Consider the following 15,636-nt stretch of genomic DNA (forward strand, 5'->3'; position numbering starts at 1 on the left):
GAGTGTAATAGACCGCGCGAAGGCGCACGGCATGCAAGTGCCAGAAGCTTTTACAAATGCGCAAGACTATGCCAACGCCATTATAAAGAAGGTCGATGCCTATTTGCCTAGCGACCGACTTGTTGCCAGAGCCACTCGTACGGCGGAGGATTTAGACCTGGCGGCTGTTTCGCCGCTGTTAAAGCTCTATGCCCACTTGGGCCTCGACAATATATTGGCAACGCCCGGCCTCAATGCCAGCCAGCAGAATGAGGCCGTACAAGAGAAGTTAGGGTTGTTCGATAGCCTGTTCAAAGAAAACCCAGCGCTAGATCTGCGCCATGCTGATCTTATTCGAGGTCGCATGGTGTTTCAGAGTAAGGAGACGGAGCTGGAGTGGGGCGAAATTTCTGAGACTGATCGTCCTGAAATACTCAAACAAGCACGCGCCTTCCAGCGGGTGATGCCGCTCTCCAATAATACGGAAACACGAATAAAATTGCTGTCGGCCGGTTTTGACAGCAGCAGTAAGGTACTCGGCACGTCTGTCGAGCGCTTGGCAATTCAAGCGCAGCTGCCGGCTGCGGAGGCCGCGCAGGTTCGCCGCGCAGCAAGCGATAGGGCGACAAAATCTGAAGTCGCTCGGTACGGTTTGTTTGAGCTTTTGTACGGCCCAGCCATGCAGGTGGACAACTTGGAAAGGACCATACCTGCAACTTTCCGGGAGATGGATAACATTGAGAAACTGTTTGGCGCACAGAACTTCTACGATTGCGAGCACTGCAGCTCCATATTGAGCCAGTCCGCTTATTTTGTCGATCTGATGGCGTTTGTGGATAAGCATGTTTCCCAGGCGCCGGAGGCCTTTGGTGAAGAAGACGATCCGCGCCGAAATAGCGCGCTTTACCTGCGCAAGCGGCGCCCCGACCTCTGGTCGCTGGAACTCAGTTGCAAAAACATTCACAACCAGGTGCCCTATCTGGAGGTGGTCAATCATACGTTCGAGCAATTCCTGATTGGGCACATCGAAGAGGTGAGTAACCGCAACGACCTTTACCAAGAGCTGTCCGACGCTGCGAAGTACAGCAGCTTCAAACAGCCATTTTTGCCAGTGCAACAGGAATTGGACCTCTATTTGAGTCACTTCAGTCTGAAAAGGGCCGATGTGTTCGCGGTGCTCGGTCGTCCGGTCGCGGAGCAACGGTTGGCGTATCTGAACGTGTCGCAGTTAGAGCTTGCGTCAGAGCTTGCCATCATAGTAGAGCCCAATAGGAACAACGCGCACATGCGCCGCTTGTTTCATGCTGAGGGCAGCGGCAGAGATCCCGTACGTATTCCGGTGCCTCAGTTCATGCGCGCCACAGGGCTCAGTCGCGAGGAAGTCACCCAGTTGCGGGACGCGACAACGCTGTATTCATTTGCTTTTACCATTGAACGTACACCGGTGGACGAAAGTCTGGGGCAGTTATTTGAAGAAGAAGCGCTTATAGCTACCAATGCGCTCTCAGCAATCAATAAGCTGGATACCATTCATCGCTGGATCCGCCTCTGGCGCAAGACAGACTGGAGTCTGATTGATTTTGACTTTGTACTGAGCGCCTTGGGTTCAGTAGGTTTGGCTTTCGGAATCACTGACGCAACGGTGCATCGCGTTGCCGATCTCAAGCTACTGCAGGATCGCCTGCATCTGAATGTAGAAGAGCTGGTCAGTCTCTTCCATCAAATACCAGCACCGTTTGAGCGCCCTTCTGGTGATGATCGACCCAACCCACGCGCTACGTTTCTGACGGCTCATGGTGTGCTCTACCACCGACTGTTCGGTGAGCAGTCGTGGACAGACACGGTGAATTTCTCCAGTTTCGATACGGACTCGCCCACAGTGACGTTTACCAACGATGAAGGGGCGGGCTCGTCGGACGTGTACCGTATATTGGCCGGCCTGAGTTTGAACGAGTCAGAGTTGGTCGCATTACTGATCGATCTGCGGCAAGAGCTGGAGATACCCGGCAGCGGTGCCGAGCGCACCATGAAAATTACAGTTGCAAACCTCAGCGTGCTCTACCGTCATGCGTTATTAGCCCGCAAGCTCAAATGCTCTATAGCCGAGTTATTCCCGCTCATTCGACTGGTATTTGGAGCCGAGCAAACCGCGGTGCGCTCGCTAGAAGACATGTTGCAGCTCTCCACACAACTGCCCGAAATCAATGCGCTACCATTTAGCCTTGCAGAGATGCGCTGGTTGGTGCTGGATGAAGGGCACGATACTGTTGAGATGAAGGCGACCGAAGCTCAGTTGACGCAGCTTCGCGACAACCTGCCCGAGATGGACAGCGCTGCGTTGCACTCAACGCTTGGCAGCATCTATGGCTGGAAGACAGAGGTATCCGCAGAAGAGCGCGACGAAGGTGTGCCCCCGCAGGCGGAGGTATTACTAGCCTTGGCCGGTGTTACGCTTACGAGATTGCAAGCGGTAGTTGCCGATAGCGAACCTGAGAGCGCGTTACGTGGGCAGATCAGCCAACTGGAAAAGTGGTACCTGCTGCAGTCGAATCTGGAGCTGACCGTTGCCCATGAGCGTTTCATCGCCGATAACGCTATGTTGTTTGGCAATACGGAAGCGTTCGAGTTGTCGTTCATTCGTCGCTTGGCCATATACCGCACGTTTGCAACGGGAGAGGCCGAAGAACTGGAATTGGCGCATGCTTCTATGCGTGTGTTTGGCGCGGACCGCAGCGAATCGGTCGCACAGTTGTTGAAGGCTGACGCCACGCTTGTCGCGTCACTGCTTCAACCTGATGTATTGGAGCCAACGTCAAACACAATGGAGGCGCTCGCGCAATTGCAAAGCGCCGTGGCGTTGTGCCAGACGATCGGAGTAAATGGCGATGCGCTGGCAAAAATGACGGCTGCGGCCTACGCCGACCTTCAGATCGGGCGGGACGCAATGTTGGGGGCCTTTCTTGCCAAGTACCCCGATGAAGCGCAACGCAACAAACTACTGGAACCCTACACAGAAGCTGTGCTTGAGCTGAAACGTGACGGCCTAATGGACTACCTGCTCTCGCCAGCCTATTCATACCCTGTTCCCGCAGACCATGCTAATCCTCCGGTCATAGTGTTCCACGACCCGGTTGATCTGTACCGTTTCTTTTTGATGGATGCACAGATGGATGGCTGTGCCCGTACGTCTTGGGTTCTGGCAGGCATTTCCAGCCTGCAACTTTACGTGCAGCGCTGCCTGATGAACCTGGAGAAAAGCGGAGAGGGCGATGATCACGCTATCCAGGTACCACCCTCCGTCGTACCTCAAGCCGAGTGGGCGTGGCGCAAAAATTACCGCGTGTGGGAAGCCAATCGCCGGGTCTTTCTCTATCCGGAAAATTATATTTACCCGGACTTGCGCGACGATAAAACGCCGTATTTTGAAGAAGCGGTGGATGAGCTGCAGCAGCAGGAAATTAGTGACGATACGGCCGAGAGCGCCTACAAGAAATACTTTGACAAGTTTATTAAAGTGGCCAACATGAATTATGCGGGGGCCACTTTCCGCGATCAGCCCTATGGCGGCCCATTATATTTATTCGCTCATACTCATGAAGATCCACCTGAATACCATTACAGAACTTTGACGCCTACAACAGGTGATAAAAATAGCGATGTCTGGTCACATTGGCATCGAATTGACCTTCCGATTAACGTCGAAACTGTTTCGCCCATTTTGTATCAGGGCAAGCTGCATGTCTTCTGGGTGAATATAAAAACTCGTATGGTGAACGAGATGGTTGGAGGTAACTCAAAACTAGTTGCCTACAAACACACCATTGATTTGAACTATTCACACCAAAACGCCAAGGGGACTTGGGAGCCTCAAACGAAAGTTAGATTGAGGGATGCGTATGAGCCAGTCGTAAAATATGATAAGGGCTCTGCCGGGACACCCGTCTATCATTCCCCTGAGTCGACCTACGACTCCTATTTTAGGGGCTCGGAAACTGAAATACGAGAGTTTGCAACAGAAGAACATACGCTCATGGGTTATAAATGGGACAGAGTATATCCAATATTGGCAAACGACAAACTGCTTTTTCGATATTCCGGTACCGTTGACGTTACGGGGCAACGCGTGCCCGACAGTTCTCGAAACAGAGTTTCTGAGCTGGATAAGAAGGTATGGCAAGACCCTCAACCGATTGAGCGAGATCGATGGAAACATGTTGTTTATTTATTTGATGATACTGCGTTGGCAGAGGGCAAAGACATCGATGGTTTCTCGGATATTGGACTGCTTCGCCAAGAACTTTCCTCCACTCCCTATAGAGTCCGAGTTATAAATGGCGGTGGGCACCCTACTTACATCGCCTCACTTGGAACAGATTCGTATTTGCTGAGAGGTCGTCGTGATAGAAAAATTCGTACTAGACCTTTGGGTTCCACCATTGTTCAGCCCCTTGGCGCTGTTTTGCATGAAGATGGTCTGGATACCTTGCTTTCTGTTGAAACACAGACAAGATTCAAGGAAACTAGAAACCCTTGGCTCCTGCGCTCGGACATAGTAAGCTTGGATCCAGAAGACGCTGAAGCCAAACACATCGACTTCAAAGGCGCATGTGGCAACTACTACCGCGAGCTCTATTTCCACTTGCCGTTTCAGATCGCCTTCAACCTGAACGCTGATCAGAAGTTCGCTGAAGCACAACGCTGGTTCCATTACATTTTTGACCCAACGGCGGCAGATAGTGATCTGGACAAGCAGCCGGGCGACCGCAACTGGCGTTACTCCCCGTTCCGGGGGCAGGACCTGCCAAAACTACAGGACATGCTGACTGACGAAAGCACGATTGCACAGTACCGCAATGACCCGTTCAACCCTTGGGCCATTGCACGCCTGCGCCCGAGTGCACTGCAAAAAGCGGTGGTGATGAAATACATCGACAACTTGCTCGACTGGGGTGATTACTTGTTCACTCAGGATAGTTACGAGTCGATTAATGAAGCCACGCTGCTTTACATAACTGCTCTGGATATTCTTGGTGACCGGCCCGTGCAGATGGAGGCCTGTTCTGGGTCTGAGTCTACAACTTTTGCCGATGTCGCCGAGGACATAAAAGGTGAATCGGAGTTCGTGGTGCTCGAAAACTATATCGCGTCTAGCCGGCCTGACATTTCAGGTTTGCTGACCGCTGACCGCTTCGAGCAAGATGGTACGTTCAGTGTTGTGCCAACAAGGACTCAAGAGCGTCTCCGGGGATTTGTGGATGGAAATTTCGAGGCCGAAACGCTGCCAGATGAAACGTTAGACTCTAGCCCATTGAGCTCGCGGGCTGTCAGCGCCAGAGGCTCAAGGGTCGTTGGCGCGTTTCTTGCGGACATGTCGAAAGTTCGCACGGTATTTTGCGTACCGATGAACGAACACCTTTTGGGCTATTGGGATCGGGTTGAGGACCGGCTGTTCAAGATCAGGAATTGCATGAACATTCGTGGCATGCGCCGCGCACTGGCGCTCTATGCACCACGGATCGACCCGATGCTGTTGGTGAGAGCTAAAGCAGCTGGCCTGTCGCTTGAAGACGTGCTGCAGTCCGAATACTACGGTCAGCCCCCAATCTATCGGTTCGTAGTCCTGATAGAGAAAGCACGAAGTCTCGCTGCTACCGTGCAGGGTTTGGGCGGAGGCTTGCTCAGCGCGCTGGAAAAGAAAGACGTTGAAGAACTCACTTTGATGCGGGCGCGGCATGAACAGAACATCATTAGCCTAACCCGGCAGGTGAAAGAGAATCAAATCGCGGAGGCCCAACGGCAGCGGATGAGCCTGGAGGAAAGTCAGACAAATATCGGCAATAGGCTAGAACACTACATCAATCTTGTCGAGGGCGGTCTTTCGAGATGGGAGCGCACGCAGCAGGTCGCAAGACATACTGCCACCATTACCAAGTCTACAAGCAGCCTCTTTTATGGACAATCATCAATTCTTGCACTTTTACCCAATTTAGGAAGTCCGTTTGCCCTCACTTACGGCGGAGATGAGCTCAATAAAAGCGCTAGAAATTGGGGCCTCTTTCTAAATCAAATTGCTAGCATCTCGAATGATATTGCAGCTTCTGCTGGATTGGAATCCAGCAACCAACGCCGATCTGACGAATGGGTGTTTCAACGCGATACGGCACAGCAAGAACTGAATCAAATTAAACAACAAATTGAAGCTGCCAAGCTGCGAGAGGAAATCGCCCAACGCGATCTGGAGATCTACGAAAAGAACGTTGAACAGACCGAAGAACAGTATGACTTTGTAAAGGGGAAATTCACCAAGGTCGGGCTGTACAACTGGATGGCCCAACAGATGACGCGGTTGCATCGGCAGGCTTACATGCTTGCCTATGACGCAGCGAGACAGGCCGCAGTAGCCTATGGGTTTGAGCGTGGAGATGACGAACCCATCTTCATTGATCCGTCCCACTGGGAGCAGGATAAAGCAGGTTTGCTCGCCGGAGAGCATCTCATGCTGCAGCTCCACCAAATGGATCAGGCTTTTCATACCGCCAACGAGCGCGAACTGGAACTGACCAAACATGTCTCGCTGCGTCGGCTTGACCCACTCGCCTTGTTGAGCTTAAAAGCGACAGGGACATGCGAAATTCGCTTGCCGGAATGGCTGTTCGATCTGGATTTGCCTGGCCACTACATGCGCCGCCTCAAGAATGTAAGCCTCTCGATTCCGGCAGTCACGGGGCCTTACACCGGTGTAAACTGCACATTGTCGCTGAGCCGAAGCAGTATCCGCATCTCACCTTCTTTGAAAGACGACAAGTATACACGCTTGCCGCTAGGGGAAGAAGACGACCGCTTTAGGGATTATTCAGCTACGCTTCAGTCCATTGTCACCAGTAATGCCCAGAATGACAGCGGCTTGTTTGAGACTAATCTTCGCGATGAACGATTCCTTCCTTTTGAAGGGCAAGGTGTCATCAGCACATGGAATCTGGAATTACCTAACGAGTATCGTCAGTTCGATTACGACACTATCTCCGACGTAATCCTCCATCTCCGCTATACAGCGCGTCAGGGCAAAGACCTTCGTCAAAAAGCTGTGGATAATTTGCGCACGCTCGTCGAGGAGGCTGAAGGGTTCGACCAGATACAAATTTTTAGCCTGAACCAAGACTTTACGACCGAGTGGCACCATTTTTTAGCCGGCGACGAAATGTTCCGGGCAATGGTCAAGAGGGAACATTTTCCGTACTTGGTACAAGATAAAAATATCCGCATCAGCGGAGTAGAGCTTTATGCAATCGAGGAAAAAGAATTGCTGTCGAGCATGCCGAACATGGGCGATCTCCCAATGCTTTCCCAAGTCGGAAACCAAGAGTTCGAAATAGCACTGGCGCCGGATGATGTACTGAAACGAACACCGGATACGCACGTATTCTTAGTTGTTCGCTACGCTATCGCGTAGTTGCAATGCAACATCTCCGCGATAGCGAAGGATCGGCGTTCACTTAGCTATTCGTTAGTTAAGTAGAGACTGCAAAAGGCCGTTAGCCTTCCGCAGCCTTAAAGTCTTGTTATACGGACAATCGCCGCAGTAAACACCGTGTTTGGCTTTCTTTTTGGCTGCGGGAGCAGCTTCTACCGCAGCTTGCGCTTTCGGATCAAAGCTCTGCGCAGATTCCGGATCTCTGGCAGTAGTCCTTAGATTCCTAGCCTGACATATTTATATGGTATTTCGCCATTGCCAGAAGCGGGCAATGGCGAGTTTAACACTTACGCCATGAGCTGGGATCAGGATAGAAAAGGACGTCACCTTCGGCAACCTGCTCGTCGGCAAACTAACCAATATTGGGTTGCCTGCCAAACCCGACAGAACATTGAAGCTCTTTTTCGCTTTAGGTGATTGATTATGATGGCTACTTTGCGGTTTATAAAGGACAAGTATTGGCGGGTAGCTAGGTAGTGAACTAGATTATAGCCTGTTTTTCACCGTCTTGAAGTTTACGTAGCTCTGTTAAATTATGGCAGAAGACACTTTGAGGTAAAAGCTAAGTGTATTGAGAAGATTTTCTAGATATAACAAAGCCCATCACTTTAATATTTATAAAATTTTTATTGGTTTAATCAATGAAAATACCGCAAGTAGAAAAATTCATGAATTGGATTTAACCTTTTGAAACCTTTGCAAAAACTCTGTAAATGTAACTATTTCCTAAAATAATACAATGAGCGATAAATTAGATAACAATATCTGGTTCTTAGCCTTTAACTTGGTTGATGAGTATAACCGCGAAGTGTTGGGTATTCATATTAGTATGAATATACTGTTTTTAAGAGTGATTCGTTACATTAATCAATTAGCCGAGTGGCATTGCTATCCACAACAAATTCGCTTAGATAATGTCAGTGCTTTTACGTTAACTATCTTTAGTAACTGGACAGCTAAAATAGATAAAGGACATAAGGAATAAGTAGTTGTGCTAAATTCTTACATAAGTAACAGTACATGGGGTATATTGGACATATAAGATAGGTTAATCTCTGATTTAGTGGGGAGTTAATAATGTCTGATATAAGTTCAAACATATCGTTGCCGAAAGGTGGAGGAGCTATTGCTGGCTTGGGAGAGACCTTCTCACCAGACCTATTTACCGGAACGGGTAACTTCTCCGTACCTATTGACGTCCCACCGGGCCGAAACGGCTTCCAGCCTCAACTAAGCCTTGTTTATAGTACCGGTAATGGTATCAGCTCTTTTGGTTTGGGGTGGGATCTCAGTATTCCAGGTGTTAGCAGAAAAACAAGCAAAGGTATTCCTCGTTATTTGGGTAAAGATACTTTTATACTATCAGGCGCTGAAGACCTTGTTCTAATACAAGAAGATAAGGGCGTTACTCAATATAGACCTCGTACTGAAGGGCTATTTGCCAAAATTTTTAGATATTTAGATGCAAGTAACGATTACTGGCAGGTGCGTAGCAAAGGAGGGTTAACCAGCTATTACGGCCATGAGAAATCAAAAAAAACTGATTCTGCAGTTATAGCAGACCCGCAAAATAATGATAATACCTTTGCATGGAAGTTAACCAAAACTGAAGACACGTTCGGTAATCAAATGCGCTATAAATACTTTAATGACTCTGATGAAGACTATACTCAAAGCTACTTACATGAGATTCTCTACGTAAACTATGGGAAAGATTCTAATAATAAAAATCCAAAATTTCTCTTAACCATTCGTTTCAATTATGCAGACTTACCAGAACACAAAAGTATCTACCCATCATCAGATCATCGAGCTGGCTTCGAAGTTCGCACCGCTAAACGCTGCACGTCGATAGAAATCTACAGCAATCCCGATGCACTTCCACAAGACAAGCTCACAACAAATCAACTAACACGAAGTTACCACTTTAAATACATAGATCAATTAAGCTCAGAACAACGACAAGTCTTAAGTATAAAATTACCACAAAATGGTCTTTCCTACCTTCATCAAATTGAAGTCGTAGGTCATGACAATGGTAAAACGGAAACCTTACCTGCCCCCCGCTTTAGTTACAGCATTTTTGATCCTGAACAACGAAAATTCACGCCCTTAAATGATACAAACCTACCCACACAAACTCTATCAGATCCTGATCTAGAATTGGTCGACTTATTTGGCAATGGTTTACCGGACCTACTTGAAACCAAAGGTGCAATCCGTTATTGGCGCAACCTTGGCGATGGCAACTTTGATATGCCACGCATAATGAAAGAAGTGCCTATAGGCTTTAATCTTTCTACTGCTGGCGTACAATTATTGGATGCTAATGGTGACGGTAGACCTGATTTGATGGTCAGTAATCACCAAATGAATGGCTATTTCTCCAGTGAAGCCGGTGCATTGTGGGATCGTCATTCGTTCCAACCCTATCGCACAGCTCCTTCTTTTAGCTTACAAGACCCACAAGTTAAACTGATTGACTTGAATGGTGATGGCGTCACCGACGCAATTCAAAGTGGTAGCCGTTTTGAGTTGTTCTATAACGACCCAGACAATGGCTGGTCTGAAACCCAACAAGTTTCGCGCAAAGCACTAAAATATTTTCCTAATGTCAATTTCGCCGACCAACGCGTTAAATGGGCCGATATGTCAGGTGATGGACTAACTGACATTGTGCTTCTTCATGATGGCAATATCGAATACTGGCCATATCAAGGTTATGGACAATGGGGTGCGCGTGTACAGATGCATAACAGTCCTCGGTTGCCCTATGGTTACGACTTGCAACGACTCTATCTTGGCGACATCGACGGTAGTGGTAATGCAGATCTGATTTATGTAGACGATTACAAAGTAACACTTTGGCTTAATCAGGCAGGAAAAGGTTGGAGTGATCCATTAATAGTTAATGGCACGCCACCTGTTACTCATCCTACAGCAATTAGATTGATTGATTTGTACGGGAGTGGTGTGAGTGGTTTATTGTGGACGAATGACAAGAGTGGAGCAGGTAACCATTATTATTTCCTTGATTTTACCGGTGGCGTAAAGCCTTATCTGCTTAATGAGATGGATAATCGGCTCGGTGCTTTAACCCGTGTGTACTATGAGTCCTCTATTCGTTTTTATCTTGAAGATGAAAAACGGCCCGATACCCGTTGGCAAAGCACTTTACCGTTCCCTGTGCAGGTAGTGAGCAGGGTAGAGTCAGTTGATCTTATCTCTCAAAGCAAACTGACCACTGAGTACAGCTATCACCACGGCTATTGGGATGGTAAGGAAAGAGAGTTCCGTGGTTTTGGCCGCGTTGACCAACGAGATACCGAAAGTTTTGATAATTACCACAAATATACTAGCGACAGTGAATTAGCTTTTCTTGATATTGATTACACCCACTTTTCAGCGCCTACAGAAACACGTAACTGGTTTCATCAAGGCCCTGTGCGTAAAAAAGAGGGACACTGGAGTAGCTCTGATTTTAGACACGAATATTGGGCAGGAGATCCTGGGCAACTAGACGGACTATACGATCAAGAAAGCTTTTTAAAAACGTTACAACTGCAAGACAGACGCGACGCCATACGTACATTACGAGGAACTTTATTACGCTCAGAGACTTATGCGCTGGATGGCAGCGTAAGAGAAGCCATTCCCTACACCGTTTCAGAGTCTGCCTTTGAGCTTAAAGAAATAGCGGTTCCTACCCAAGTTGAGTCCGATAGACAACGCATATATTTTCCTTTCTCTGTAGCCAGTCGAACCACACAGTGGGAGCGCGGTGATGAGCCGATGACCCAGTTTAGTTTCACTAACGATTATGATAATTATGGTCAACCGCAAAGAATCTGGCAAGTTGCCTGTCCAAAAGGCTGGATAGATAAGTTTAGTCAGACAGAAGATTACCTTGCTACCTTTGCTCAAAGCTTTTTTGCACAACGTGATGACGAGCATGTTTATATCGTAGACCGACTCGCAGAATCTAAACATTATGAGTTAATAATACCAACGCCGCAGACCCTTCTCCAAATTGAACAAGCCGTTGAGGGTGAACAAATTAATAAACAGCTAATCGGTCATTCTCTTAATTTTTATGATGGTAATAAATATACCGGCTTGGCATTGGGGGAAATTGGTGAACATGGCGTACTTTCACGTAGTGAATCCTTGATATTAACGCAAGAGATTCTTAATCATATTTATGATAATCAAATACCCGATGTTTTTACCAAAAATGGACAGCCCAATTGGTCTAGTGAATATCCGCAACAATTTATCGATAGCCTACCTGTGGATAGCCCTCGTGATTTGACACGTCCAGACCTAGCTATTACACCGCTTGCATATGGCTTTGCCGATGGATTAACGCCACCCTATACCCATGGTTACTACGCTGCTGGGCAGCGTCAGGAAATAAACGCCCGTGGCATGGTGACCACTAGTATTAATCCTTTTGGGAGTGAGTCGCATATTGAATATGATCAATATGACTTTCTTCCTATCAAGGCAACTAACCCTAGAGAGCTTACTATCCAAGCAGAGTATGATTACCGTACTTTGCAAATTGCCTTAATGATTGATGCCAATGGTAACCAAAGCCAAGCAAGCTATTCACCGTTGGGAATGTTACAAAGCATACAAGTTAACGCTAAAGCAGGGGAAAATATCGGCGACCGAGCAGAACAACCTAGCATACGGTATCGATATGACTTTAATGCTTTTATTAATAGTCAAAAACAGGGACAAAACCCCCAGCCAGTGTACGTGCACACCCTTCAGCGGACTGAACATGCATGGCAGTTAATTGATGAAGAGAACGACAAAAGAGCGGCAGCAAATCTAGCAGAAATGACAGAGTCAGAAATCACTGATTTTTTCGATAACGAAGAAGATAAGTACCCCGAACGCTTTATACAAATGCGTGAGTATAGTGATGGTTTTGGTAGACAGGTACAAACACGTGTACAAGCGGCCGAAACTCGTTTTGGCGATAATAATTTTGGTCATAGCGGATTACCTGCCAATCAATCCGATGAACAAACAACAAAACAAATAGTAGCGGGCATAGTAAATAGAGCCAAATCACAACCTAATGTCATTGTTAGTGGCTGGCAAACCTTTAATAATAAAGGCAGTATAGTAGAGCAATACGAACCTTTTTACCATGTAGGTTGGGATTATTTAGATAGAAACGAGCATCAAGCTCAAAATGACAAACACGGTAAAGCCGCCAAAATGTTCTATGACCCTAGAGGTCAAGTGATTCGCACCCTTAATCCAGATGGCTCAGAACAAAGAGTGATTTACGGTATCCCTAAACGATTAGACAGTCCGGAAGACTTCATTCCTAGCCCTTGGCATGCTTATACTTATGATGGCAATGATAATGCAGGGCGCACCCATTTCAACGACAGTCAAAGCTATCAAGATCATTGGGATACGCCAACACATATTGAGCTAGATGCCTTAGGCAGAACCATCAAAGTAGTAGAACGATTAAAAAGTAGTAATGACCCAGTTGATTGGATAGTTACAAAATCGCGTTACGATATTCTGGGCAATCTACTGGAAGTGACCGATGCCTTGGGTCGTATTGCATTCAAATACAGCTATTCACTGATACCAGAATCGTCGCCGCTGCGTATCGACAGTATCGATGCAGGAGTGCGTAGAATAGTCACTGATGTGACAGGTCTGGAAGTGGAGCGAAGAGATAGCAAAGGCGCACTGATTTTACAAAACTATGATGTACTGCTACGGCCTAAATATTTTTGGGCACGTAATACCGAGCAAGGAGATATGACCTTGCGCCAGCGTAATCACTATGGAGATGATAACGTAGCTGATTTTGATGTCGCTAAGATAAGTAATACTTTAGGGCAATTAACCAAACACTATGATGAAGCCGGTAGCGTGAGTACGTCAGGTTTTGACTTTAAAGGTAATCCGCTAGATAGCACCCGACAAGTCATTGCTGAACAGCATCTGCTAAGCCTTTATGCTAGCGCTCCCAATAATGACTGGGACATAAAGCCCTTTCAGGTAAATTGGCAAGCACCAGCTGGCACTAGTGAACGAGTCTACGCAACCAGTCTATTAAACCCCTTTCAATATACCAGTAGCTCACGTTTTGATGCGCTCAACCGTGCAACAGAGATTGTCTATCCAGAAGATGTGACAGGCAAACGCGCCAAACTAATCCCATATTACAATCGCTCAGGCGCCCTAGAAAGTGTGGCGCTGGATAATGAGACTTATGTAGAACGCATTGCCTATAATGCCAAAGGGCAGAGAATTTTGATTGCCTATGGTAATGGCGCTCTAACCCGCTATAGCTATGATAATAATACTTTTCGTTTAAATCGTTTACGCACAGAGCACTTCGATTTAAATATTCATGCAGCAAATTCCGCAGCCTATAGACCAACAGGTAAGGTGCTACAAGACTTTGCTTACCAATATGACCTCAATGGCAATATTCTAAAAATAGCAGATCGCTCACCTGAATGTGGCGTGCATAATCCAGCACTAAACATCGACGAGCTCGATAGACTCTTTCAATATGATCCATTATCAAGACTAACCTCTGCAACGGGTAGAGAAAGTGACAGATCATTATCTACCCCAAATGGCCCTGAATTACCCCATCATAATGACGTTACAAAAACGCGTGCTTATACCCAAAGCTATCAGTATGACAAAATGGGCAATATGCAATTATTGAAGCATACCCATGTCACTAATAGAGGAAATGTAGTTAGCAACAGAGACTTTACTGTTGAAGCGAATAATAACCGACTTGAGCAAGTCAGTTTTAGCGGAACGGAATTTTCTTATGTTTATGATGTCAATGGCAATATGATAAGCGAAGGATTAGCTCGTCATTTTGAATGGAATCATAGTGATCAGCTGACAGTGTTTAGAACCCAAACAGGCTATAGTGAGTCCAGCATCCATGCCCAGTATCTATATGATGCTTCAGGGCTGCGTGTGATGAAACTGGTACGCAAACAAGGTGGTGGCTGGGAAAGCCGAGTTTACATCGGTGAGCTGTTTGAGCATTTTCGCTGGGATAATTCAGGCGCTAGCCCAAAAGAGAATAATGTCTTGCATATCATGGATAATCAACAGCGGATTGCATTAGTGAGAAGAGGAGACGCTCATCAAAACGATGCTGGGCCAGCCGTACAATTTCATCTAAGCGATCATTTGGGAAGCAGTAATCTGGTACTGGATGATGCTGGGGAAATGATAAATCGGGAAGAGCATTATCCCTACGGTGAAACCAGCTTTGGTAGTTTTGCTCGCAAGCGCTATCGGTTTACTGGTAAAGAGCGGGATGAGGAAAGTGGCTTAAGCTATCATAGGGCAAGGTATTATTCAGTTTCTACAATTAGGTGGATTTCTTGTGATCCTATTGGGATTGCGGGTGGAGTTAATCTGTTTTTGTATGCTAGTTCTAATCCAAATAATCGTGTTGATGGAAACGGTATGCAAGATAAGAAATCATCAAAAAAAAATAACGAGAGGAAGAACTTTTTAGTTATCCATGAAAAAGATAAAGATGTTAATAAAATTAAATCTGGGGTTAAAAGTCATATAGTTATAGAAGTTGATAGTTTTGACGATGTACCTAAGGAGATACTAAATAATCTGGACAAAAATGATAAAGTGGGAGAAATATTAGTTTATGCACATGGGTTCGGAGATGGAATAGAGTTTGATAGTAGCCAAAATCAAGATAGTGTGAACAAATTACAACTTACAGGTGAAAAATTGGAAGCAATATATCACAACAAACTATCATCAAAGACGAAAAGAGATTTATCAAAAAAAATTGATAAAAAATCAAAGATAAATGTTCATTCCTGCGAGACTGGGAAAATAACTGAAGGAAAGTTTCTTTATGCTATTGGAAAATTCTTTGGAGCAAATGGTGTTGAGGTAGAAGGGTATAAGGTTAATGTTAAGTTAACAATAGAGGATGATGGGGGGATTAAGCAAATCTTAACTATTGATAAAAAAGCAGTAAACAAAACTGATGATCATGCTAAAAATCAAATAACTACAGTAAGGGTTAGAGATAAATTTAAGACTCCTATAGCTACAGAAGACCTCAAAAGTGATGCTGAAAATAAAACGATGATGCTTCCTCCGATGCCAGCACCGTAGTAAAACTCACAATT

The 15,636-nt window shown here is 46.3% G+C and carries 3 protein-coding genes; all 3 read left to right on the top strand.

Annotated features, from left to right (window positions below):
- Positions 1-31 precede the first annotated feature (31 nt).
- The 3 genes from ACS8FC_RS09840 to ACS8FC_RS09850 all read left to right on the top strand — a co-directional run bounded on the left by ACS8FC_RS09840 (position 32) and on the right by ACS8FC_RS09850 (position 15,622).
- Positions 32-7,429 carry a Tc toxin subunit A-related protein gene (locus ACS8FC_RS09840; protein WP_439296614.1) on the top strand — a complete coding sequence of 2,466 codons (7,398 nt, stop codon included), beginning with the start codon at positions 32-34 and terminating at the stop codon, positions 7,427-7,429.
- A gap of 760 nt (positions 7,430-8,189) precedes the next feature.
- Positions 8,190-8,435: a hypothetical protein gene (locus ACS8FC_RS09845; protein ID WP_439296615.1), complete on the top strand. Its 246-nt coding sequence runs from the start codon at positions 8,190-8,192 to the stop codon at positions 8,433-8,435.
- A gap of 92 nt (positions 8,436-8,527) precedes the next feature.
- Entirely contained in the window at positions 8,528-15,622 is a 7,095-nt protein-coding gene (locus ACS8FC_RS09850) for a SpvB/TcaC N-terminal domain-containing protein (protein ID WP_439296616.1), read from the top strand.
- Positions 15,623-15,636 lie beyond the last annotated feature (14 nt).

The organism is Psychrobacter sp. 1Y4, assembly GCF_051847555.1.

Excerpts from the sequence above, each read along its gene's own strand:
- ACS8FC_RS09850 (WP_439296616.1), top strand. The coding sequence starts at position 8,528 with ATGTCTGATATAAGTTCAAACATATCGTTGCCGAAAGGTGGAGGAGCT.
- ACS8FC_RS09840 (WP_439296614.1), top strand. The coding sequence starts at position 32 with ATGCAAGTGCCAGAAGCTTTTACAAATGCGCAAGACTATGCCAACGCC.
- ACS8FC_RS09845 (WP_439296615.1), top strand. The coding sequence starts at position 8,190 with ATGAGCGATAAATTAGATAACAATATCTGGTTCTTAGCCTTTAACTTG.